Annotated in this window: 23 protein-coding genes; 9 read left to right on the top strand and 14 right to left on the bottom strand. The window is 71.9% G+C overall.

Annotated features, from left to right (window positions below):
• Positions 1–42: 42 nt before the first annotated feature.
• The 8 genes from DLJ58_RS08165 to DLJ58_RS08130 form a co-directional block, all read right to left on the bottom strand.
• Positions 43–1,227: a hypothetical protein gene (locus DLJ58_RS08165; RefSeq protein ID WP_124854591.1), complete on the bottom strand. Its 1,185-nt coding sequence runs from the start codon at positions 1,225–1,227 to the stop codon at positions 43–45.
• Positions 1,228–1,309: 82 nt separating this feature from the next.
• Positions 1,310–2,059 carry a ZIP family metal transporter gene (locus tag DLJ58_RS08160; protein ID WP_124854588.1) on the bottom strand — a complete coding sequence of 250 codons (750 nt, stop codon included), beginning with the start codon at positions 2,057–2,059 and terminating at the stop codon, positions 1,310–1,312.
• Between the two features lie 54 nt (positions 2,060–2,113).
• Complete coding sequence (locus DLJ58_RS08155) at positions 2,114–3,304, bottom strand: GNAT family N-acetyltransferase (protein WP_124854587.1); 1,191 nt, start codon at positions 3,302–3,304, stop codon at positions 2,114–2,116.
• Positions 3,305–3,371: 67 nt separating this feature from the next.
• A complete protein-coding gene (locus tag DLJ58_RS08150) occupies positions 3,372–4,064 on the bottom strand; it encodes a hypothetical protein (RefSeq protein ID WP_124854586.1) in 693 nt (230 codons plus the stop codon).
• Positions 4,061–4,906 carry an ABC transporter ATP-binding protein gene (locus DLJ58_RS08145; RefSeq protein WP_112624639.1) on the bottom strand — a complete coding sequence of 282 codons (846 nt, stop codon included), beginning with the start codon at positions 4,904–4,906 and terminating at the stop codon, positions 4,061–4,063. The genes DLJ58_RS08150 and DLJ58_RS08145 overlap by 4 nt, the downstream gene beginning before the upstream one ends.
• Positions 4,903–5,241, bottom strand: coding sequence for a PadR family transcriptional regulator (locus DLJ58_RS08140; RefSeq protein WP_112677569.1), 339 nt, complete (start codon positions 5,239–5,241; stop codon positions 4,903–4,905). The genes DLJ58_RS08145 and DLJ58_RS08140 overlap by 4 nt, the downstream gene beginning before the upstream one ends.
• A 102-nt stretch (positions 5,242–5,343) precedes the next feature.
• Positions 5,344–6,063: a PP2C family protein-serine/threonine phosphatase gene (locus DLJ58_RS08135; protein ID WP_112586332.1), complete on the bottom strand. Its 720-nt coding sequence runs from the start codon at positions 6,061–6,063 to the stop codon at positions 5,344–5,346.
• A 114-nt stretch (positions 6,064–6,177) separates the two neighbouring features.
• On the bottom strand, positions 6,178–6,735 hold the full coding sequence (locus DLJ58_RS08130) for an XRE family transcriptional regulator (RefSeq protein ID WP_244218837.1): 558 nt from the start codon (positions 6,733–6,735) through the stop codon (positions 6,178–6,180).
• 55 nt (positions 6,736–6,790) lie between these two features.
• On the opposite strand from DLJ58_RS08130, the gene DLJ58_RS08125 reads away from it, so the two are divergent.
• Positions 6,791–8,038 carry a benzoate/H(+) symporter BenE family transporter gene (locus tag DLJ58_RS08125; RefSeq protein ID WP_124854585.1) on the top strand — a complete coding sequence of 416 codons (1,248 nt, stop codon included), beginning with the start codon at positions 6,791–6,793 and terminating at the stop codon, positions 8,036–8,038.
• Between the two features lie 67 nt (positions 8,039–8,105).
• Here the strand turns inward: DLJ58_RS08125 and DLJ58_RS08120 are convergent, their stop codons facing one another.
• From DLJ58_RS08120 to DLJ58_RS08105, 4 genes are all read right to left on the bottom strand, one after another.
• On the bottom strand, positions 8,106–8,477 hold the full coding sequence (locus tag DLJ58_RS08120; RefSeq protein ID WP_091395802.1) for a hypothetical protein: 372 nt from the start codon (positions 8,475–8,477) through the stop codon (positions 8,106–8,108).
• A 342-nt stretch (positions 8,478–8,819) separates the two neighbouring features.
• On the bottom strand, positions 8,820–9,071 hold the full coding sequence (locus DLJ58_RS08115) for a hypothetical protein (RefSeq protein WP_124854584.1): 252 nt from the start codon (positions 9,069–9,071) through the stop codon (positions 8,820–8,822).
• An 81-nt stretch (positions 9,072–9,152) separates the two neighbouring features.
• Positions 9,153–9,626 (bottom strand): large conductance mechanosensitive channel protein MscL, encoded by a 474-nt coding sequence (gene mscL, locus DLJ58_RS08110; RefSeq protein WP_124854583.1) that lies wholly within the window; start codon positions 9,624–9,626, stop codon positions 9,153–9,155.
• 39 nt (positions 9,627–9,665) lie between these two features.
• Complete coding sequence (locus DLJ58_RS08105; protein ID WP_124854582.1) at positions 9,666–10,382, bottom strand: FadR/GntR family transcriptional regulator; 717 nt, start codon at positions 10,380–10,382, stop codon at positions 9,666–9,668.
• A gap of 179 nt (positions 10,383–10,561) precedes the next feature.
• Here DLJ58_RS08105 and DLJ58_RS08100 point away from each other — a divergent pair, with 179 nt between their 5' ends.
• Entirely contained in the window at positions 10,562–11,713 is a 1,152-nt protein-coding gene (locus tag DLJ58_RS08100; protein ID WP_244218838.1) for an MFS transporter, read from the top strand.
• A gap of 13 nt (positions 11,714–11,726) precedes the next feature.
• Here DLJ58_RS08100 and DLJ58_RS08095 read toward each other — a convergent pair whose 3' ends face one another.
• Positions 11,727–12,083, bottom strand: coding sequence for an STAS domain-containing protein (locus tag DLJ58_RS08095; protein WP_007454464.1), 357 nt, complete (start codon positions 12,081–12,083; stop codon positions 11,727–11,729).
• Positions 12,084–12,246: 163 nt separating this feature from the next.
• On the opposite strand from DLJ58_RS08095, the gene DLJ58_RS08090 reads away from it, so the two are divergent.
• From DLJ58_RS08090 to DLJ58_RS08065, 6 genes are read left to right on the top strand one after another with little or no spacing between them, the layout of a single operon-like run.
• Entirely contained in the window at positions 12,247–13,107 is an 861-nt protein-coding gene (locus DLJ58_RS08090) for an STAS domain-containing protein (protein WP_124854580.1), read from the top strand.
• Positions 13,107–13,517 (top strand): STAS domain-containing protein, encoded by a 411-nt coding sequence (locus DLJ58_RS08085; protein ID WP_124854579.1) that lies wholly within the window; start codon positions 13,107–13,109, stop codon positions 13,515–13,517. The genes DLJ58_RS08090 and DLJ58_RS08085 overlap by 1 nt, the downstream gene beginning before the upstream one ends.
• Positions 13,514–13,933, top strand: coding sequence for an anti-sigma regulatory factor (locus tag DLJ58_RS08080; protein ID WP_124854578.1), 420 nt, complete (start codon positions 13,514–13,516; stop codon positions 13,931–13,933). The genes DLJ58_RS08085 and DLJ58_RS08080 overlap by 4 nt, the downstream gene beginning before the upstream one ends.
• Positions 13,930–14,943: a SpoIIE family protein phosphatase gene (locus DLJ58_RS08075; RefSeq protein WP_124854589.1), complete on the top strand. Its 1,014-nt coding sequence runs from the start codon at positions 13,930–13,932 to the stop codon at positions 14,941–14,943. Before DLJ58_RS08080 ends, DLJ58_RS08075 begins: the two co-directional genes overlap by 4 nt.
• Positions 14,940–16,301 (top strand): sensor histidine kinase, encoded by a 1,362-nt coding sequence (locus DLJ58_RS08070; protein ID WP_124854577.1) that lies wholly within the window; start codon positions 14,940–14,942, stop codon positions 16,299–16,301. Before DLJ58_RS08075 ends, DLJ58_RS08070 begins: the two co-directional genes overlap by 4 nt.
• A gap of 4 nt (positions 16,302–16,305) precedes the next feature.
• Positions 16,306–17,844, top strand: coding sequence for a SpoIIE family protein phosphatase (locus DLJ58_RS08065; RefSeq protein ID WP_124854576.1), 1,539 nt, complete (start codon positions 16,306–16,308; stop codon positions 17,842–17,844).
• Positions 17,845–17,858: 14 nt separating this feature from the next.
• Here the strand turns inward: DLJ58_RS08065 and DLJ58_RS08060 are convergent, their stop codons facing one another.
• Positions 17,859–18,686, bottom strand: a complete 828-nt coding sequence (locus tag DLJ58_RS08060; protein ID WP_124854575.1) for a helix-turn-helix domain-containing protein — start codon at positions 18,684–18,686, stop codon at positions 17,859–17,861.
• A 31-nt stretch (positions 18,687–18,717) separates the two neighbouring features.
• On the opposite strand from DLJ58_RS08060, the gene DLJ58_RS08055 reads away from it, so the two are divergent.
• Positions 18,718–19,212 (top strand): TIGR03086 family metal-binding protein (locus DLJ58_RS08055; protein ID WP_124854574.1); only part of this gene is annotated, 495 nt, incomplete at its 3' end.

The following is a 19,212-nucleotide window of genomic DNA, read 5'->3' as shown; positions in this document are numbered from 1 at the left end:
GGCGGCACCGGGGCGCGCGGACGCCGGGGCTGGGCCGCCGGGTCAGGAGAGCTTGGAGTTGGTCAGGGTGGGGTTGCGGGCGCCCAGGAAGAAGATGCCGGGGAAGCCGCGGGTCTCGAACTTGGCGCTGGGGTTGCGGCGCAGGGTCGAGCTTTCGATCTTCATCGTGCCGGTGCGGTTGTTGCTCACGAAGAAGACCGCGCCGCCGCCCTCGTTGGCAGTGTTGTTCTCGATGATCGTGCCGGCGATCCGTACGGTGAACTCGTTGCCGTCGCAGTAGATCGCGCCGCCGCTGCCGCCGCCGGGCGTACCGGACTTGGCCGGGTTGGCACCGCTGCCGATCGCCTCGTTGTTCCTGAGCAGGCTGTTCAGCACCACCCACGACACGCCGATGCTGCTCAGCGCCCCTCCGTTGGAGCAGGAACCGCCGTCGAAGGTGCTGCCCACCACGTACACCGGCTTGTTCTCGTACTGGCTCAGCACCCGGACGGCCGCGCCACCCAGGTCAGGGCCGGTGCGGTCGCAGCGGTTGCGGACGAAGCGCGAGTTGACCACCTTCAGCCGCCCGCCGCGTACGAAGATCGCCCCACCGCCGCCGCCCTCGGCCTTCTCGCCGGTGGAGTTGCCGTCGGCGAAGGTGAGGTTCTGCACGGTGAGCTGCGGGTGATCCTGGTTCTGGCAGTGCGAGGTGGTGAAGCCCTGGGCCTCGTCGCAGGTGTTCATGTAGAGGATGCGGCGCTGCCCCTGGCCGCTCAGCGTGACAGTGCCGCCGCCGTCCAGCACGATCTTCGGCCCGTTGGCGTTGCGGACCTTCGCGGTGGCGGCCATCTTGATCGTCACAGGGGCCGGTCCACAGTTGAACGTGATGACACCGCCGGCCGCGACGGCTTTCACGACCGCTGCGGAGGTGCAGCTCGCCGGGGTGCCGGTGCCGATGGTCCGGGTCGGCTTCGAGGTGTCCACCGCCCGCGCCTCGGCCGGCACGGTGGCCTTGCCGTTCGGGTTGCCGGCGGCGAGCACCTTGTTGGCGGGCTTCGGGCTGGCGCTGGCCCCCGGGCCGCCGAGGCCGTCGCGGGCCCCCGGCGCTTCGCTCTGACCGCCGGTGGGCAGCGCCGTCGGGGAGGCGGTCGAGCCGGCCTCGAACGAGGGGGCTGGGTCGTTGGGCGCGCAGGCGGGCAGGGTCGCGCTGGCGACACCGAGGACGAGGAGAGCGGCAAGCGACGTCATGCGCACCCCGTGATGCTAGGAGCCGCTACGGCATCGCGACGAATCCGCCGGGCCGGTTTGATGCACCGCTAAGACGCCGTCATCAGGTGTGGGAGAGGGCGAAGGCGGTCAGGAAGCCGGCGACCGTGATCAGACCGACCAGTAGGTGCGCGTTCTCGAACGCCTCCGGGACCATGGTGTCAGTGATCATGGCGAGGATCGCCCCGGCGGCCAACGCGGTGATGGCGGCCAGCACCTCCGGCGGCGCGCCACCCAGCAGCGTGTTGCCGACCAGCGCGGCGACACCACTGATCAGCGCGATCCCGGTCCAGAGCAGGAACACGTACCGTCGGCTGCGGCCGGCCTGGCGCATGCCGGCGGCGCTGGACAGCCCTTCCGGAACGTTGCTGAGGAACACCGCCGCCACCGTGACCAGGCTGACCGTGCCCCCGCCGAGCAGGCTGGCGCCGATCACGACCGATTCCGGTACGCCGTCGAGCAGCGCCCCGACGGCGAGCGCCGAGCCGGAACCAGGCTGCTCGCTCTCCGAGGGTTGCTGGTCGCCGGACCGCTTCCGGTGCCGGGCGCCGTGCCGGGCGAGAGCCAGATTGGCCACTGTGTAGACCACCGCACCGGCGGCAGCGCCGAGAGCGGTGGGCAGCAACCCGCCCTGCGCGTGCGCCTCGGCGATCAACTCGAACGACACGGCGGAGAGCAGCACCCCAGCGCCGAACGCCATGATCGACGCGATGACGCGCTGCGGCACCCGGGCGAACCAGCCGACCGCCGCCCCGACCAGCAGAGCCGACCCGGCCAGCAACCCCCATCCACCCGCCTGTAACCACTCCGGCATTCGCGGGACCGTACCCACGGTCGCCGAGGCGACAAACCCGATTGTGAGGAGGGCTCAGAAGTCGGCGAAGAGGTACGGCACCCGGCGGGGGAAGAGGCCGCGCAGCTCCGTGGCGGCGTCCACCGGCACCTCACCCAGACCGCGTAGCGGCAGCTCGGTCGGGTCCAGCACCCCGTACGCGAGGGCGGAGAGCCCGGCGGCGGTGAGCGTGGCCGTCGGCGCGCGGCCGGTGGTGTCGTCGACCAGTTCCAGCGCCCCGGTCGTGCCGTCGAGCAGGTGGGTGCCGGCCAACCAGCGGTCCCCGGTCAGCTCGATCCGCACCCGGCCCGGGCCGGCGGGCAGCCCGCTCAACGCGTCCAGCGACAGCAGCCGGGCCATCGGTGCGGACGAACCCGGCACGGCCGTACGGGCCTCGACGTGTACGTCCAGGTCGGTCAGCCACAGCTCGGGCAACTCGTCCGGCGGAACCTGAACGGTGATCCGTTCGATCTGGTCGACGTGCCGGGCGAAGAACTGCAACAGCAGCGCCCGCGCGAGCGGGTCGGTGACCAGCAGTTCGTTGCCGTGCAGCGTGCCGCCGTGTTCGTCGATCCGGTACGTCACCGCGCCGGTGACCTCCCCGCCGACCCGGGCGGTGACCAGCCAGTACTCGTCACGGTCACGCATTCCCACAGCCCGGTAGTCCGGGAAGATCGCGAAGCCGTGTCGTTCCTGGAGGTTGCGCTCGGTGAACGCCCGCCACGCCGGATAGCCGGCGGCGACGCGTTCCCAGCCGACCTCGCCGGGCAGATCCACCCGGAGCAGCGAACCCAGGTTGGCCGGGGTGAAGGTGACCCGGCGCGGCTTGGGCAGCCCGACGTAGCCGAACCGGGCGTAGAAGCTGGGCCGGAACGGATAGAGCGCGCTGAGCGGGTGGCCCTCGTCGCGCATTTCGTCAAGGAGTTGGTGCAGCAACGTCCGGACGTGCCCCTGCCGGCGGGCCAGCGGATGGGTCGCCACCCCGGCGACACCGGCCATGGGCAGCACCACCCCACGCAGGTTCTGTCGCATCGGGATGGCCGAGGCGGCGGCCAACGTGGTGCCGTCCTCCTCGGCGATCAGCGTCCGGTTGCCCTGGTTGTAGGGCAGGTAGTCGCGGAACTCCGCGGTCCGGGCAGCGCTGAGCGGCGAGGACTCGAAGGCGTACGCGGCCAGCGGGAAGCTGGTGGTGAGACGGTCGTCGTCGGTCACCCGGCGGATGGTCATTCGCCCATCTCAACCTGCCGCGCGGGTCGCAGCAACCGGATTGGCCCGATCCGCGGCGGTGCGGCGGTCAGCCGACCGGCAGGTGCCGCAGGTGGCGACGGCGGCGCAGGCGGACGCTGGCCACCGCGGCCACGCCCAGGGCCAGCAGGGCGGTGACGACGATCCCGTGCAGCAGGCCACGGGAAAGGTAGCCCTGGTCGGTGTTGTCGACCGTCCAGGTGGCGATCTCCCGACTCGACCAGAACGGCGTCAACCTCGCCCCGGACCCGGCCGGGTCGATCAGCATCTGCACGGTCACCACTGTGAGCAGCAGCAGCGTGCCCTCCAACTCGCGGGGCAGCAGCGCACCGATCAGCATCCCGAACGGCGCCGCCACCGCGACGGAACAGAGCAGCGCAGCCGCCAGGCCGCCGTACCGCAGGTCCGCGCCGTCGATCATCGGGAGCAGGAAGAAGGGTACGGAGATGACCAGTCCCACCGTCCACAGGCCGAGCATCCGACCGAGATAGAGGTGGTGTGGGCGGTAGCCGGCCAGCCGCAGCCTCGGCTCCAACTCGCGGGCCGCGGTCGTGGCGAACAGCGCGGCGGTGCTCACCGCCCAGCCCACGCCGAGCAGCAGCGAGCGAACCGACTGCCCGAGGTAGGCGTCCCGCCGGATCAGGTAGAAGGTCAACGGCATCAACAACAACAGCAGGAGTACGCCCCGACGCCGCAGCAGCTCCCGCAGGGTCATCTCGGCGACGGTGACGAGCCGGTTCACGGGCGGCCTCCCTGGATGCCGGGCGCGTGCCACCCGGTCTCGTGTGCCGGGGTCAGGTCGAGCACGATGTCCACCCGGTCGAGTTGGTTGAGCAGGTGGGTCACCACGACGATGGCCGTGCCGGCGTCGCGCAACCTGCTGAGCTGGTCCCAGAAGTTGACGTATGTGCCCTGGTCGAAGCCCTGGTACGGCTCGTCGAGCAGCAGCACGTCGGGGGCGCTGAGCGTGGACATGGTCAGGTTGAGCTTCTGTCGGGTGCCGCCGGACAGGTGACGGGCCTGCACGTCGCCGCCCGCCTCCCAGCCGAGCTGACGGGCCGCCGCCCGACCGGCGCGGCGGGCCGGGCCCCGGGCCACACCCTGACCGGCGCCGATCAGCACGAAGTGCTCGTCGGCGAGCAGGAAGTCGGCGGTGCCGCCGGACTGCGGGCAGTAGCCGAGCCGACCGGAGACGGTCACCTCACCGGCGTCCGGTGACATGAGTCCGGCACAGATCCGGAGGAAGGTGCTCTTGCCGCAGCCGTTCGCGCCGACGACGGCGGCGATCTGTCCGGCCCGGACGGTCAGCGTGGCGTCGCGTAGCACGGTTCGTCGCCCGTACCTCTTGGTGATGCCCGCAGCGTGCAGCCGGACCGGCCCGGGGCGCGGTCCGGGCGCGGTGCCGATGCTCTCCACGACAGCGCCCGCGTACTGCTGGGGTGGGCCGAAGACGACCCAGGGGTCGCCGCCGCCCTCGCGTAGGTGTGTGGCGGCCTCGGCGACCACGTGCCGTGCGGCGTCCGCCGCGACCCGGCGCTGGTGCAGCTCGGCTGTGAGCGTGCGCAGCCAATCGTCGGCGTTCACCGGGTGACCCCCTTCGTGACGATGTCGTTCACCGGCTGGACGAAGGTGAGCCAGGCGCTGCCGCCGGCGCGGAGCGCGGCGTGCCCGTCGTCGGTGAGCCGGTAGTACTTGCGGGCCGGCCCGGCGCTGCCCTCCCGCCACTGCGCGGTCACCAGGCCGGTCTTCTGTAGGCGCAGCAGCACGGGATAGAGCGTGCCGCCCTGGATCGGCCCGACGCCCGCCGCGTCGAGCGCCTGGGCGAGCTGGTAGCCGTAGGACTCGCCTTTGGACAGCAGGGCCAGGACGCAGATGTCGAGCACCCCCCGCAGCCACTGCCCGCGCCGGTCGGAATCCACGCGTCGGACAGTAGCGGCGCAAGCTAGATGGCACAACCACCTACTGGGGCAGCGGAACCCGAACCAGTCGGTTCGGGTGAGCCGCCGAGTGAGCCGTACGGGTCAGCGGGCGACGACGTCGGAGACCACGACTGTGACGTTGTCCGGTGCGCCGGCGTGGTGAGCCAGCTTCACCAACTGCTCACCGCACTGCTGACGGTCGGCGTACATGCCCAGGGCCGCGGCGATCGCCTCGTCCTCGACGTAGTCGGAGAGCCCGTCGCTGCACAGCAGCAGCCGGTCACCGGGGACCACTGTGAGCACCCCGACCGCGGGTGGGGTGTCGGCCCCCTGCACGGCCCGCGTCACCAGGGACCGCTGCGGGTGGTGGCGGGCCTGCTCGGGAGAGAGGGTGCCCTGATCGACGAGCGCCTGCACGAACGTGTCGTCCCGGGTGAGCTGGGTCAGCTCCCCCTCGCGCAGCAGGTAGCAGCGGGAGTCGCCCACCTGGGCCAGCACCAGTGTCTCCCCGGCCAGCAGCGCCGCGGTGAGCGTCGTACCCATGCCGTCCCGGCTCGGGTCGACGGTGATGGCGGCGTGGATGCGCTGGTTGGCGGTGCTGACCACGGCACGCAGCGCGTCGGCGGCGCCGTCGGGGTCGGTGGGCGGAGCCAGCTCGTCCAGGATCCGGATCACGATCTCGCTCGCCACCTCGCCCGCAGGCAGCCCACCCATGCCGTCGGCGACGGCGATCAGGCGGTCACCGGCGAGGGCGGAGTCCTCGTTGTTGGTGCGCACCAAGCCGATGTCGTTGAGGATGACCGAGCGGAGGATCAGCGTCATGGGGTCAAGCTTGCCAAGAACAACCCGCATTCGTCTCTACGCCTCCTACCTAGGTCGAGAAATGATTGCGATTTTCGTCGACGGGACGACGGTCCGTGACCGTTCGGCGGGGTCTCAGCGGCGCGGATAGCGCAGTAGCAGGCTCGCGGCGACCTCCTCGTCACCCACCGCCGCGTAGGTGTGTGGCACGTCCGACACCCAGCGGAGGTGACCGCCGGCCGGAGCGGTCAGCGGTGCGTCGGCCGGCCCGGCGCGCAGCACCCCGGCGAAGACGGTGACGTGCTCGGTGACCCCCGGCGCGTGGGCGGGGGAGAGCTGGACGACGCCGGGCGCGACCCGCATCCGGTACAGCTCGTAGGTCGCGTCGGTCTCGGTGAAGACCTCCAGCAGGGTGGCGGTGACCGCTGTGCCGTGCACGGTGGGCTCGGCCGTCGGTTCGGCCAGCAGGGCGGTGAACGGTACGCCGAGCTGCGCGGTGACCGCCCAGAGCGTCTCCAGGGTCGGGTTGCGGGTGCCGTGCTCCAGGCCGGAGAGGGTGGCCTTTCCGACACCGGCGAGCCGGGCGAGTGTGGACAGCGAGAGCCCTCGTTCCTCGCGTAGCGCGCGGACCCGGCGGCCGACGACGGCGGGGTCCACGTCGAGGCCCGGGCGGGCTGGTGGTGGGTGCGGCACCCGGCTATCGTGCTACACGCTTACGTTCCGTAAACGGAACAGTCGGGAGGGTGGGATGGCCGGACGCGTGCAACCGGTGCTGGCGGGGGTGGTGACCGCGCTGGTCGGCTTCGCCAGCTCGTTCACCGTCGTGCTGGCCGGGCTCCGAGCGGCGGGCGCGTCGGACGCGCAGGCCGCCTCCGGCCTGCTTGCTCTCTGCGTGGCGAGTGGGTTCGTCGCCGTCTGGCTGGGCTGGCGGTACCGGATCCCGATGAGCGCGGCCTGGTCCACTCCGGGCGCGGCGCTGCTGGTGGCGACCGGGTCGCCGCCGGGCGGTTGGCCGGTGGCGGTGGGCGCCTTCCTCGTCTCCGGTGTGCTGATCGTCGCGGCCGGGTTGTTCCCGCCTCTCGGCCGTGCGGTGGCCGCCATCCCCAAGCCGGTGGCCGGCGCGATGCTCGCCGGAGTGCTGCTGCCGCTCTGCACCGCGCCGGTCCGCGCGCTTGTCGAGCTGCCTGCGGTGGCCGGATCGGTGGTGGTCGGTTGGCTGCTGCTGCACCGGTTCGCCCGACGCTGGGCGGTGCCCGGTGCGCTGGTGGTGGCCGTGGCGGCGATCGCACTGACCGCACCGCCGACCGGCCTGACCAGTGCCGCGCTGATCCCGTCGGTCACGCTGACCGCGCCGGCCTGGAACGCGTCCGCACTGGTCGGGTTGGCCCTGCCGCTGTTCCTGGTCACCATGGCCGCGCAGAACGTACCCGGCATGGCGGTGCTGGTCGGCTACGGCTACCGGCCGCCGTTCGGCGCCGCGCTGCGGACCACCGGCCTGGCCAGTCTGCTCGCCGCCCCGGCCGGCGGGCACGCGGTGAACCTCGCGGCGATCACCGCCGCGCTGGCCGCCGGCCCCGACGCGCACCCCGACCCGGAGCGCCGATGGATCGCCTCGGTCACCGCGGGCGCTGGGCTGGCCGTGCTCGGCCTGGGCGCCGGCGTGGCCACCACGCTGGTGGCGGTCGCCCCACCGATCCTCATCGAAGCGGTCGCCGGGCTGGCGCTACTGGGCGCCCTCGCCACCGCGCTCGCCTCGGCGGTGACCGACCCGGCGACCCGCGAGGCCGCCGTGGTCACCTTCGTGGTGACCGCGTCCGGGGTGACGCTGATCGGCGTGGGCGGCGCGTTCTGGGGCCTGGTCGCGGGCTGCCTGATGCTGCTGCTCTTCCACCGCCGCCAACCCGCCGCGCCGGATCAGCCTGCCGCGCCGGACCAACCCGCCGCGCCGGATCAGCCTGCCGCCGCCGCGCAGGGAAGATCGACTCGGGTTTCATGAAGTCGGGTCGTCCCGAGGCTCCGGACGCCCCGATTTCCGTGAACCCGAGTCGATCAGGGCGGTGGGGTCACTCCTCGGGCGGCAGGTCGGCCACCCCGACGGCCAGGAGGACCCGGCCGTCGGCCACCGACCCGATCCGGTCGGCCGGTACGTAGACCGCGCCGGTGCGGGTCAGGTCGGTGGAGACCTTCAGATAGCCGCTGTGCAGCAGTCGCGCCGCCAGGTCGGCCGGGACGTCCGGCTCCTCGACCGCGGTCGCCTCGATCAGCTCGTCCAGGCTGCTGCCCGGGTCGGCTGTCGGTGTCTGGACGGTCACCGCGTTCGGGTCACCCCGCTGGACGAGGTCCACGGTGCCGACCTCGGTGCCAGCTGAGTCGATCACCGGCATCCCGGTGGTGATTCGCGAGATGGTCGCCTGCTGCTCGTCCTGCTGGTCCATCCCGCTGCGGTTCCCAGGGCAGCGCGCCACTAAACGCCGCCGCCTGCCCGCCCGACGCTCAGCAACTGCGGCAGCGGCCTGGAGGCAGCGGCCTGGAGGCGGCAGGTCCGCAGGCGATGGCCCGGAGAGCGTGATGACTCTGAGGCATATTTATGCCTCAGAGTCATCACCGTCGAAAGCAGTACCGTCTCCACGCGCGCAAGGTGGCGGGCGACGGACCCCGACGCCAGCGGCAGCAGCGGATACGGCACACGCGGCACCCAGGCCGGTGGACGCGGTGCCACGTCGGGTGCGCACGCATCGCGCACGGCACCTCGTGTCCGTGCACGGCGTTCCGCCCACTCAGCTGTTCGGGAGGGCCCAGCCGCCGGGCGGGCGGGGGGACAGCTCCCGCCAGGTGTCCGGGCCGTCGAGCAGGGCCCGAACGGTGTCCTCGGCCTCGTCCGCACTGCCGTACTCGTAGAAACGGGAAATGCCCTCGGCGCCGCCGGCCCGCTGCTCGACGTGCCACCGGTCGGCGTCCACCCGCAGGAAGACGTCCCGCCGGGCGAGCCGCCCCCACTTCCCGTTCCACCAGTGCTTTCGCTGCTCCATGGCGGGACTCTATCGAACACACGTACGAGAAGGTGCGGCCCCTGCGGGAATCCCGCAGGGGCCGATGTGCATCCGTTCGGGTCAGCGCTGCGTCGGTGGCTCCGGGCGGCGGCCCAGCACGTCGTCGAGCGCCCCGCGCTGCTGGCCGGGGGTGGTGTGGCCGGCGGAGACCAGGGCGTCCCGGATCTCGGTGAGCAGCTTGACCTCCTCGCTCGGCGCCGAGGGCGGCGGCTCCTCGCCCCGCTTGCGCCGCTCGGCCAGCCGGTTCATCGGGTAGACGACCAGGAAGTAGAGCGCCGCCGCGGTGAGCAGGAAGGTGATCACCGCGTTGACGAAGGCGATCCAGTCGAACGCGATGCCGCGGAACTCGGGCGCCGTGCCGGCCAGACCCTTGTCGCTGCCCGTGATGACCAGCACGATGACCCGGATCAGTGGTTCGAGGAACGACTTGGTGAGCTGGGTGACCACGCCCGTGAACGCGGCGCCGATGACGACACCGACCGCCAGGTCGACGACGTTGCCGCGCATGATGAAGTCTTTGAAGCCCTTGAGCATTCGTACTCCCGAGGTGTCCGCTTTTCTGTCGGGCACAACCTATGCCCGTTCGGCGGGTTCCAGAAAAGCGCCGGCTTCGAGCGCCGCCCGGCCGGGATCGCCGGCCCGGATCGCCTCGACCAGTCGGGTGTGGTCGACGTAGCGCTCGGGGGTGAGCGCCCCGCCCATGGCCTGGGCGACAGTGCTGCGCAGGGCGGTGCCCACCGAGGCGTACAGCTCGGCGAGCATGGCGTTGTGCGCGGCGGCGACCACCGCGGTGTGCAGTGCCGCGTCGGCCTCGACGAACGCGTCGACCCGGCCGCCGTGCCAGGCGGCCTCGCGCTGGGCGAGCGCGCCGTCGAGCGCCGCCAGGTCCTCCGGGGTACGCCTCAATGCGGCGAGCCGGGCGGCCTCCACCTCGAAGGCGCGGCGTACCTCGATGACCTCGGTCATCCGGTCGTCGCCGAGTCGGCGGGCGACCACCGGTGCCAGTTCGTCGGTCGACACCACGTAGGTGCCGGAGCCCTGCCGGCACTCCAACACCCCGGCGTGCACCAGGGCGCGGACCGCCTCGCGGACCGTGTTACGCCCGACGCCCAGCGCGGCGACCAGTTGTGGCTCGGTGGGGATGCGCCCGCCGACTGGCCATTCGCCGCCGAGGATCCGGGCGCGGAGTTGCTCGGTGGTCTGCCGGACCCGGTGGCCGCGGGGCGGTACTGCGGGCTGGCCGCGGGGCGGTGCCGGCGGCGCGGAGGGGAATTCAACCGACGGTGGCACTGGTTACATCACCGGTCCCAAATTCATCCCATGATTGTAGGTTAAGGGTCATGACCCCGCCACCAACCGCCGCTCCGGCGCTGCCCGCCCCCGTCGCCGTCGACCCTCGCCCGACGCGGGACCCCGGCACCGGCCGGCGGACGCACCCGGCGACCGGCGGCGCGCTGGTGCTGGTCGGGATGCTGCTGGTCGCGCTCAACCTGCGCGCCGTGGTGACGAGCCTCGGCGCACTGCTCGACGAGGTCCGCGACGGGCTGGGCCTCTCCGGTGTCACCGCTGGCCTGGTCACCACCCTGCCGACCATCGCGTTCGCCGGCCTCGGCGCGCTCACCCCGTGGCTGGTCCGCCGGGTGGCACCGGCCCGGGTGCTGGTGGTCGCCATGTTCGCCCTCGCCGTGGGCCAGGTGCTCCGGGTCGTCACCGACTCGGCCTTGATCTTCGTGCTCACCAGCGCGCTGGCGCTGTCCGGCATCGCGGTCGCCAACATCCTGCTGCCGATGCTCGTCAAGCAGCACTTCCCGCACCGCACCGGCCTGGTCACCGGGGCGTACACGATGGCGTTGACAGTGGGCACGACGGTGGCCGCCGCCTCCGCGGTGCCGATCGCGCACGCCTTCGGGTCGTGGCGGGCCGGGCTCGGCGTCTGGGCCGCGATGGCCGCGGTGGCCGTACTCCCGTGGGTGCCGCTGGCACTGCGGACCCGCGCCTCGGCGCGGCGGGCGACCCCGACGGCGGTCGCCGCCACGCCGACGCGGGTCCGGCCGGCGCGGACCCGGCTCGGCTGGGCGATGGCCGTCTACTTCGGGGCGCAGTCGCTCAGCGGGTACGCGATCATGGGCTGGCTGGCCCAGCTGTTCCGCGACGCCGGTTACCAGCCGGAGTCGGCCGGGCTGCTGCTCGCCGGGGTGACCGCGCTCGGCGTGCCGATCGCGCTGCTGATGCCCACCCTGGCCGGTCGGCTGGGCACCCTGCGGCCGCTGGTGCTCGGGCTGACCACCGCGTCGGTGCTGGCCTACCTGGGGTTGGCGCTCGCACCGCACGGTGCCGCGCTGCTCTGGGTCGCCCTGCTGGCGATCGGGCAGGGCGCGTTCCCGATGATCCTGACCGCCATCGGCCTACGCGCCCGCACCGCCGAGGGCACTGTCGCGCTTTCCGCGTTCGCGCAGAGCACCGGGTACGTGATCGCCGCCCTCGGCCCGCTGATGGTCGGGATCCTCTACGAGGCCACCGGCGGCTGGACCGCGCCGATCGGTTTCCTGCTGGGCGCCCTCGCCGTGCAGACGACGGCGGGCATGGCGATCGCTCGTCCCCGTTACGTCGAGGACGAGTGACGAACGCCGACGGTCAGGAGGACGCCGGCGTCGGTTCGCCGGCGACAGCCTCGTCCACCGTCGGGTAGGTGTGCAGCACCTCGACCAGCCCGCTCACCTCAAGGATGCGCAGCACACCGCGCTGCGGGGCGGCCAGCCGGACCACGCCGCCGGCCTCGTCGCAGCTGTTCTTGGCGCGGACGAAGACCGACAGACCGGTCGAGTCGCAGAACGAGACGTCCGCCAGGTCGAACACCAGCCGGTTGCGGCCCTTGTCGAGCAGGTCGGTGATCTGGTCCTGCAGCTGCGGTGCGGTGGCCATGTCCAGCTCGCCCGCGACCGACACGACGACCACGTCGCCGCGTTGTTCCGTGTGCACCGTCAACGACATTCGCCAGACCTCCTGTTATCGGGGGAACGGTATCCCACGACCACCCTCGGAGGTAGAACGGGAGCCGTCTTCCGGTGGCCATCGTCATTCCGTTGCTACGGGGCAAGTAGTTGGTCAGGCCCCGGTGATAGAGTCCGCCCGGTCCAGGTCAAGGGGGTTCGAAATGGCGTTGAGCACCGAAGAAAGTGGTCGGCTCGTCGCGCTGCTCAGCGGGCAGGACGAACGGGTCACGACTCGGTGGACCGAGATCGTCACCAGTTCGTTGCGGGGCCGGCTGAGCCAGGCGGAGCTGCGCCGACAGGTCCAGGACCTGCACCGTGCCATCGTCGCCAGCGGCGAGCAGGGCACCATCGACCTGTCCGCCGACAGCGCCGCCGAACTGCGCGCCGCGCTCTCCGAGCTGTCCCGTGGCCGCGCCCGGCAGGGCTTCTCCGCCACCGAGACCACGATCAGCGTCTTCGCGCTGAAGGACGTGGTGGCCGAGCTGGTGCAGGAGGCCGGTGGCGCGGACGCGCTGAAGGACTACGTCGCCTTCTCGAAGCTCGTCGACGAGATGGGCCTGTTCACCTTCGAGAGCTTCGTCCGCACCCGGGAGAGCCTGATCGCGGATCAGGCCGAGCAACTGCTCGAACTCTCCACGCCGGTGGTCAAGCTCTGGGAAGGTGTCGTCGCCGTTCCGCTGGTCGGCACCCTGGACTCGGCCCGGGCCCAGGTCGTCATGGAGCGGCTGCTGCAGACCCTCGTCGACACCGGCTCGCCGTACGCGATCATCGACATCACCGGCGTGCCGGCGGTGGACACCCAGGTCGCCCAGCACATCCTGAAGACCGTGGTGGCCGCCCGGCTGATGGGCGCCGACTGCATCATCTCCGGCATCCGCCCGCAGATCGCGCAGACCATCGTGGCGCTCGGCATCGAGTTCGGCGACATCGCCACCAAGGCGAGCCTCGCCGACGCGCTGCGCCACGTGCTGCGACTCAATGGAGTAGAGACCGCCCGCCGCCAGCCGCGCCGGGACATCTGATGGAGCGGGTGCCGATCCTCAAGATCGGGGACATCCTGCTCGTCTCCATCCAACTGGACATGTCCGACCAGACGGCGGTCGCGCTCCAGGAGGATCTGGCCCAGCGGATCGTCGACACCGGCTGCCACGGCGTCATCATCGACATCACCGCGCTGGACATCGTCGACTCGTTCGTCGGGCGGATGCTCTCCACCATCGCGTCGATCTCCAAGGTGCTCGACGCGGAGACGGTGGTGGTCGGGATGCGTCCAGCCGTCGCCATCACCCTTGTCGAACTCGGGCTGTCGCTGAACGGCATCCGTACCGCGCTGAACGTGGAGCGTGGCATGGAGCTGATCGCGGCGGCCCACGCCGACGAGCTCGACTACCAGCTCGACGACGAACCGGACGCCGAGACGGCCACGCCGTGACCACGGGCGTCGACCTGGGCCAGCCGCAGGCGCAGTCGGTTCGCAGCGATGAGGACGTGGTGCGCGTCCGGCAACTGGTCCGCGCTGTGGCGGTGTCCGTCAAGCTGTCCCTCGTCGACCAGACCAAGGTGGTCACCGCGGCGAGCGAGTTGGCCCGCAACACCCTGGTGTACGGCGGCGGCGGTTCGGTCGAGGTGACGGTCGTGGACAACGGCCGACGCAAGGGCGTGCAGATCGTGTTCGCCGACTCCGGGCCGGGCATCGCCGACCTCGACCTGGCCATGACCGACGGCTACACCAGCGGCGGCGGCCTCGGCCTCGGCCTCAGTGGGTCACGACGCCTGGTCGACGAGTTCCAGATCGAGACGTCGGCGGGCACCGGCACGCGGATCACGGTCACCAAGTGGTCCAGGTGAACACCGACGCGCTCACCGACAGCGGCATCTGGTTCCGGGTCGAGGCCAGCAGCGCGGCGAGCGCCGTCCGGCGGGCCGCCGAACGCCTCGGCGCACAGGTGGAGATGGGTCAGGCGCGCATCGCCGACCTGGCCATCGTCGCCGCCGAGCTGACCAGCAACCTGGTCAAGCACGCCGACGAGGGTGTCCTGCTGCTCCGGCCGGTACGCCGGGCCGGGCAGGCCGGCGTGGAGCTGATCGCCATCGACTCCGGGCCCGGCATGGCCGATCTGACCGTCTCGTCCCAGGACGGGCACTCCACCACCGGCACGCTCGGCATCGGTCTGGGTGCCATAGTCCGGCAGGCCAGTTGGTTCGACGGATACTCGCTGCCCGGTCGGGGCACCGTCCTCGCCGTGCAGGTCTGGCCGGCGGAGCCGGCGCGGCCGTCCTGGGCGGGTGCGCTCACCCGACCGCTGACCGGCGAGACGGTCAGCGGTGACGGGTACGCCGTCCGGGTCGCCGACGGGCGGCACCAGGTGTTGGTCAGCGACGGGTTGGGGCACGGCCCGCTGGCCGGGGCCGCCACCGACGCGGGGCTGGCCGCGTTCCGCAATGCCCCGGCCGGCCCACCAGCGACGGTGGTCGGTCACCTGCACCGGAGCATGTCGCACACCCGTGGTGCCGCACTCGCGGTCGCCGAGTTGGTGCCGACGGCCGGCGTGCTGCACTACGCCGGCCTGGGCAACATCTCCGGCGTGGTCGTCGAGGGTGACGGCCACCGTCGGGGGCTGGTGTCGCTGCCCGGCATCGCCGGGCACCAACGGCCGACCATCCGGGAGTACGACTACCCGTTCGGTCCCGGCGCCCGGCTGGTGATGCACAGCGACGGGGTGTCCGACCGGTGGCGGATGAACGACTACCCGGGCCTGGCGGAACGATCCCCGCTGGTCATGGCGGCGACCCTGCTCCGCGACGCCGGTGTGCGACGTGACGACGCCTGCGTACTGGTCGCGAGGTCGTGGGCATGATCGGGGAGCCGGCCGCGCTGCCGCTGCTCCAGATGGCACTGCGGGTCGAGCAGGACATCTTCGTGATCCGTCAGCGGGGGCGCGAGGTGGCCGCTGTGGTCGGCCTCGAACACCAGGACCAGGTGAGGATCGCGACCGCGCTCAGCGAGGTCGCCCGGGACCTGCTGCGGACGACCGGAGGAGCGGACGTCTCCTTCCACGTCGACTCGGGTGCCGACGGCCGGTTCCACCTGCGCGCCGACCTGGCCCCGGTGTCCCCGCTGCCCGACGATCGCTACCAACCGCAGTCCGGCGCGGTGTCCCGACTGGTCGACACACTGAGCGTGTCGACCGTCGAGGGGGTTACGGTCGTACGGATGTCCCGACGAGTCCCGGCCAACGCGCCAGCGCCGACCCCGGAGCGGCTCGCCGAGTTCCGCACCGAACTCGGCCGCACCGCGCCGGGCAGTGCGCTGGACGAGTTGACGGTGCAGAACGGGCAGCTCATCGGCGCACTCGACGAGGTGCGCAGTCAGCGCGACGAGCTGGCCGTGCTGAACGAGGAGTTGGCCGAGACCAACCGCGGCGTGCTGGCGCTCTACAACCAGCTCACCGAGGAGTTGGAGGAGACCAACCGCGGCGTCGTCGCCCTCTACGCCGAGTTGGACGAGAAGTCGGCCCAGCTCCGTGCGGCGAGCGAGTCGAAGAGCCGGTTCCTGGCCAACGTGAGCCACGAGCTGCGTGCCCCGGTCACCGCGATCATCGGCCTGGGGCGGCTGCTCACCGACTCCGCCTCCGACCCGCTCACTGAGGAGCAGGGCCGCCAGGTCGATCTGATCCGCTCCTCGGCGACGGACCTGCTCAACCTGGTCAACGAACTCCTCGACCTGGCCAAGGCGGAGTCCGGCCGGATCGAGCCGGAGCTGGCCGAGGTCGACCTGCGGCCGGTCTTCGGTCAACTGCGCGGCACCCTGCGTGCGGTGGCCACCCGCCCGGAGGTGGAGCTGGTCGTGGAGGAGCCCACCGGGCCGGCCCTGCTGCGCACCGACGAGGTGCTGCTCGGCCAGGTGCTGCGCAACCTGCTGCACAACGGGTTGAAGTTCACCGAGCGCGGCGAGGTGCGGCTGCGGGCCAGCCAGAACGGCGACCGTTGGCAGTTCGAGGTCAGCGACACCGGGCCGGGCATCGCTCCCGAGCTGCACGACCGGATCTTCGAGGAGTTCTACCAGATTCCCGGTGCCACCCGGGTCGGCGGCACCGGCCTCGGTCTGCCGTACGCCCGACGGTTGGTGACGCTGCTCGGCGGGACACTGGGGCTGACCAGCGCGCCGGGTGAAGGCAGCACATTCACCGTCTCCCTGCCCAGCGGCGGGGCGTGACGGCGTGGACGCCATACCGACAACGATCCTGGTGGTCGACGACAGTCGTACCAAGCGTTACCTGCTGGTCAGCTGGCTGACCCGGGCCGGGTTCACAGTGCTGGAGGCCGAGAACGGCGCCGATGCGTTGGCCCGGGTCGAGGTGGACCGGATCGATCTGGTGGTCCTCGACGTCCGGCTGCCCGACCTGAGCGGCTACGAGGTCTGCGAACAGATCAAGGCGCGGCACCCGGCGATGCCGGTGATCCACGTGTCGGCGCACGCAGTGGACGTGGCCGACCGTGCGCAGGGGTTGACCCGGGGCGCTGACGCGTACCTGACCGAGCCGATCGAGCCCGAGGAGCTGATCGCCACCACCCGGGCGGTGCTGCGCTACTACCAGGCCCGGCAGCGTGCCGAACTGCTCGCCGAGCGGCTGCTCGGGTTGGCCGACACGACAGTCGCGGTGCACGCCGCGCCGACCTTCGCGCGCCTGCTGGAAGCCGCCGCCGAGGGCGCCGCCCAGATCTTCAGGAGCCCGGCGGCGGTGATCGCCGAAACCTTCGACGGTGACTGCCTCGCGGGCGTCTGCGTCGGTCCCGGCACGGCGGCCGCCGTGGTGCCGTGGGTCGTCGATGACACCGGGGTGCCCACCGGCGCCACGGTGCGGGTGGAGGCCCCGGAGAGCTGGGCGCTCGTCGACTGGCCGGCGGACGACACTGTGACGGTCGCCGCCGCCCGGCTGCGCGAGGACCGGGCCCCGCTGTACGTGGTGGTTCCGACCGCCACCCAGACCGCGCAGACCCCGGTGCTCAAGCAACTGGCCCAGGCGGTGGCGGCGGCCGTGGAGGGGCAGCGCTCGTTCGACGAGGAGCACCGGATCGCGGTCACCCTCCAACGCAGCCTGCTCCCGCGGGGGCTGCCCACCGTGGCCGGCCTGGACCTCGCGGTGCGCTACGAGCCGGCCAGCGCGCAGACCGAGGTGGGCGGCGACTTCTACGAGCTGGTGATGCTCGACGGGCACCTGCTGCTCGCGATCGGGGACGTCGCCGGCCACTCGCTGCACGCGGCGACGGTGATGGCCGAGCTGCGGCACGCGGTGCGGGCGTACGCGGTCGAGGGCCACCAGCCCGGCGAGATCCTGCACCGGGTCAACGAGCTGATGCGGACCCTGCTGCCGAACGAGGTGGCGACGCTCTGCGTGCTGCTCATGCACCCGCCGACCGGACACGTCCGGTTGGCCAGTGCCGGGCACCTTCCGCCACTGATGATCATGGACGGCAAGGTCGAGTTCGTGCAGCACTCCGCGCCGCTGCTCGGCGTCCGCGCCCCGCGCCCGGCCGACCTGGAGTTCGTGGTGCCGGCCGGGGCCACGCTGGTCTTCTACACCGACGGGCTGATCGAGCGACGGGACGCCACCATCGATGAGGGACTGACCGCGCTGGCCGGGGTCGCCGCGACGGTCGACGGTGACCTGGACCAGTTCTGCGCCCGACTGCTGGTGGAGCTGGCCCCGCCGGAGATCCAGGACGACGTCGCCGTGGTCGTCCTGCGGCGTCGCTGATCTGTCAGCTCTCCTCAGCTCACCGAGCGGGCGTACGCGGCGGGGGACACCCCGGCCACGGCGGTGAAGTCACGGACCAGGTGGGCCTGGTCGCTGTAGCCGAGGTCGGCGGCGAGGTCAGCCCAGCTCAGCGGGCCACCGGCCGCCTGTTCGACCGCCTCCTGGAGCCGGTAGCGGCGGATCACCCACTTCGGCCCGACTCCCACGTACTCAAGGAACAGCCGCTGCAACCGGCGGACCGGAACGTCGTGCCGCGCGGCGAAGTCGTCGACGCGCAGCACCGACCGGTCGGTACGGATCGCCTCGGCCAGTCGGACGGCCTCCGCGGCCATCGGGTCCGGCTCCGGTTGCCAGGCGGTGAGGAGGGTGTCCAGCGCACGGCAGCGCTCGTCGTCGCTGGCCGCAGAGGTGGGTGCTCCCGGGAACGTGCCCGCGCCCACCGGGGCGTCCGGGTGGATCAGCCGGCCGGCGGGCAGCGGCACCCTACGGCCGGTCAACTCACTGACCGCGCGCCGCCAGAACGGGTGGAAGCCGCCGGGGCGGAACTGCACCCCGGACACCCGGCCGGTGCCGTTGAGCGTGATCCGGAACAGGTCGCGGCCCACCCCGGCCACCTCGCCGGACTCGGGCCCGTCGTCGTCCCGCCGGAACACCACGTTCACCGCCGGGTGCGGCACGACCCGCTGCTCGAACGGCGCGCTCAACACCCAGTCGATCAACCAGTAGTGCTCGACCCACTGGCGCAGCGACTCCGCCGGCAGGTGGCGACGGAAGCGCATCTCGCGCAGCAGGCGCCCGGGGTCGAGAATTCCCCGGCTGTCGCCACGCGGTCGCTGTCGCATTTGTTCAAGACCACCCTCATACGCTGGCCGTATGTCCACTCAGACTAGCGAGCTGCTGGCGGCCGCCGCGCCGCGAACCGTCGATGTCGTACGGGGTATCTCCGACGACCAACTGGACCTGCCCACGCCGTGCCAGGACTACCTGGTCCGTGATCTGCTCAATCACCTCTTCCAGGTGGTGGTCAACTTTCAGGACCTGGCCGAGAAACGACAGGTGGAGTGGGCCGAGAAGCCCGACCACCTGGGCGACTGCTGGCGGGACCGCTTCGAGGCGGAGACCGGCCGGTTGGTCGCCGCCTGGTCGAATCCGTCCACTCTGGAGGGCGTGTCGCCGGGCATGGGCATGCCGCAGTCCGTCATCGGCGGCATGGCCCTGCTGGACCTGACCGTGCACGGCTGGGATCTCGCGGTCGCCACCGGCCAGCCGTACCACCCGGCCCCGGAGGCGGTGGCCGAGCTGCACGCGTTGGTGGAGCAGTTGGGTCCCACCGCCCGCAAGATGGGCGTCTTCGCCGACCCACTACCC

It is taken from the genome of Micromonospora arida, from assembly GCF_003857035.1.
Classification (GTDB): Bacteria; Actinomycetota; Actinomycetes; order Mycobacteriales; family Micromonosporaceae; genus Micromonospora; species Micromonospora arida.
This window is presented reverse-complemented; position numbering and strand designations above follow the sequence as displayed.

Excerpts from the sequence above, each read along its gene's own strand:
- DLJ58_RS08085 (WP_124854579.1), top strand. The coding sequence starts at position 13,107 with ATGGAGCGGGTGCCGATCCTCAAGATCGGGGACATCCTGCTCGTCTCC.
- DLJ58_RS08060 (WP_124854575.1), bottom strand. The coding sequence starts at position 18,686 with ATGCGACAGCGACCGCGTGGCGACAGCCGGGGAATTCTCGACCCCGGG.
- DLJ58_RS08120 (WP_091395802.1), bottom strand. The coding sequence starts at position 8,477 with ATGGACCAGCAGGACGAGCAGCAGGCGACCATCTCGCGAATCACCACC.
- DLJ58_RS08090 (WP_124854580.1), top strand. The coding sequence starts at position 12,247 with ATGGCGTTGAGCACCGAAGAAAGTGGTCGGCTCGTCGCGCTGCTCAGC.
- DLJ58_RS08155 (WP_124854587.1), bottom strand. The coding sequence starts at position 3,304 with ATGACCATCCGCCGGGTGACCGACGACGACCGTCTCACCACCAGCTTC.
- DLJ58_RS08100 (WP_244218838.1), top strand. The coding sequence starts at position 10,562 with ATGCTGCTGGTCGCGCTCAACCTGCGCGCCGTGGTGACGAGCCTCGGC.
- mscL (WP_124854583.1), bottom strand. The coding sequence starts at position 9,626 with ATGCTCAAGGGCTTCAAAGACTTCATCATGCGCGGCAACGTCGTCGAC.
- DLJ58_RS08095 (WP_007454464.1), bottom strand. The coding sequence starts at position 12,083 with ATGTCGTTGACGGTGCACACGGAACAACGCGGCGACGTGGTCGTCGTG.
- DLJ58_RS08160 (WP_124854588.1), bottom strand. The coding sequence starts at position 2,059 with ATGCCGGAGTGGTTACAGGCGGGTGGATGGGGGTTGCTGGCCGGGTCG.
- DLJ58_RS08070 (WP_124854577.1), top strand. The coding sequence starts at position 14,940 with ATGATCGGGGAGCCGGCCGCGCTGCCGCTGCTCCAGATGGCACTGCGG.
- DLJ58_RS08115 (WP_124854584.1), bottom strand. The coding sequence starts at position 9,071 with ATGGAGCAGCGAAAGCACTGGTGGAACGGGAAGTGGGGGCGGCTCGCC.
- DLJ58_RS08125 (WP_124854585.1), top strand. The coding sequence starts at position 6,791 with ATGGCCGGACGCGTGCAACCGGTGCTGGCGGGGGTGGTGACCGCGCTG.
- DLJ58_RS08135 (WP_112586332.1), bottom strand. The coding sequence starts at position 6,063 with ATGACGCTGATCCTCCGCTCGGTCATCCTCAACGACATCGGCTTGGTG.
- DLJ58_RS08165 (WP_124854591.1), bottom strand. The coding sequence starts at position 1,227 with ATGACGTCGCTTGCCGCTCTCCTCGTCCTCGGTGTCGCCAGCGCGACC.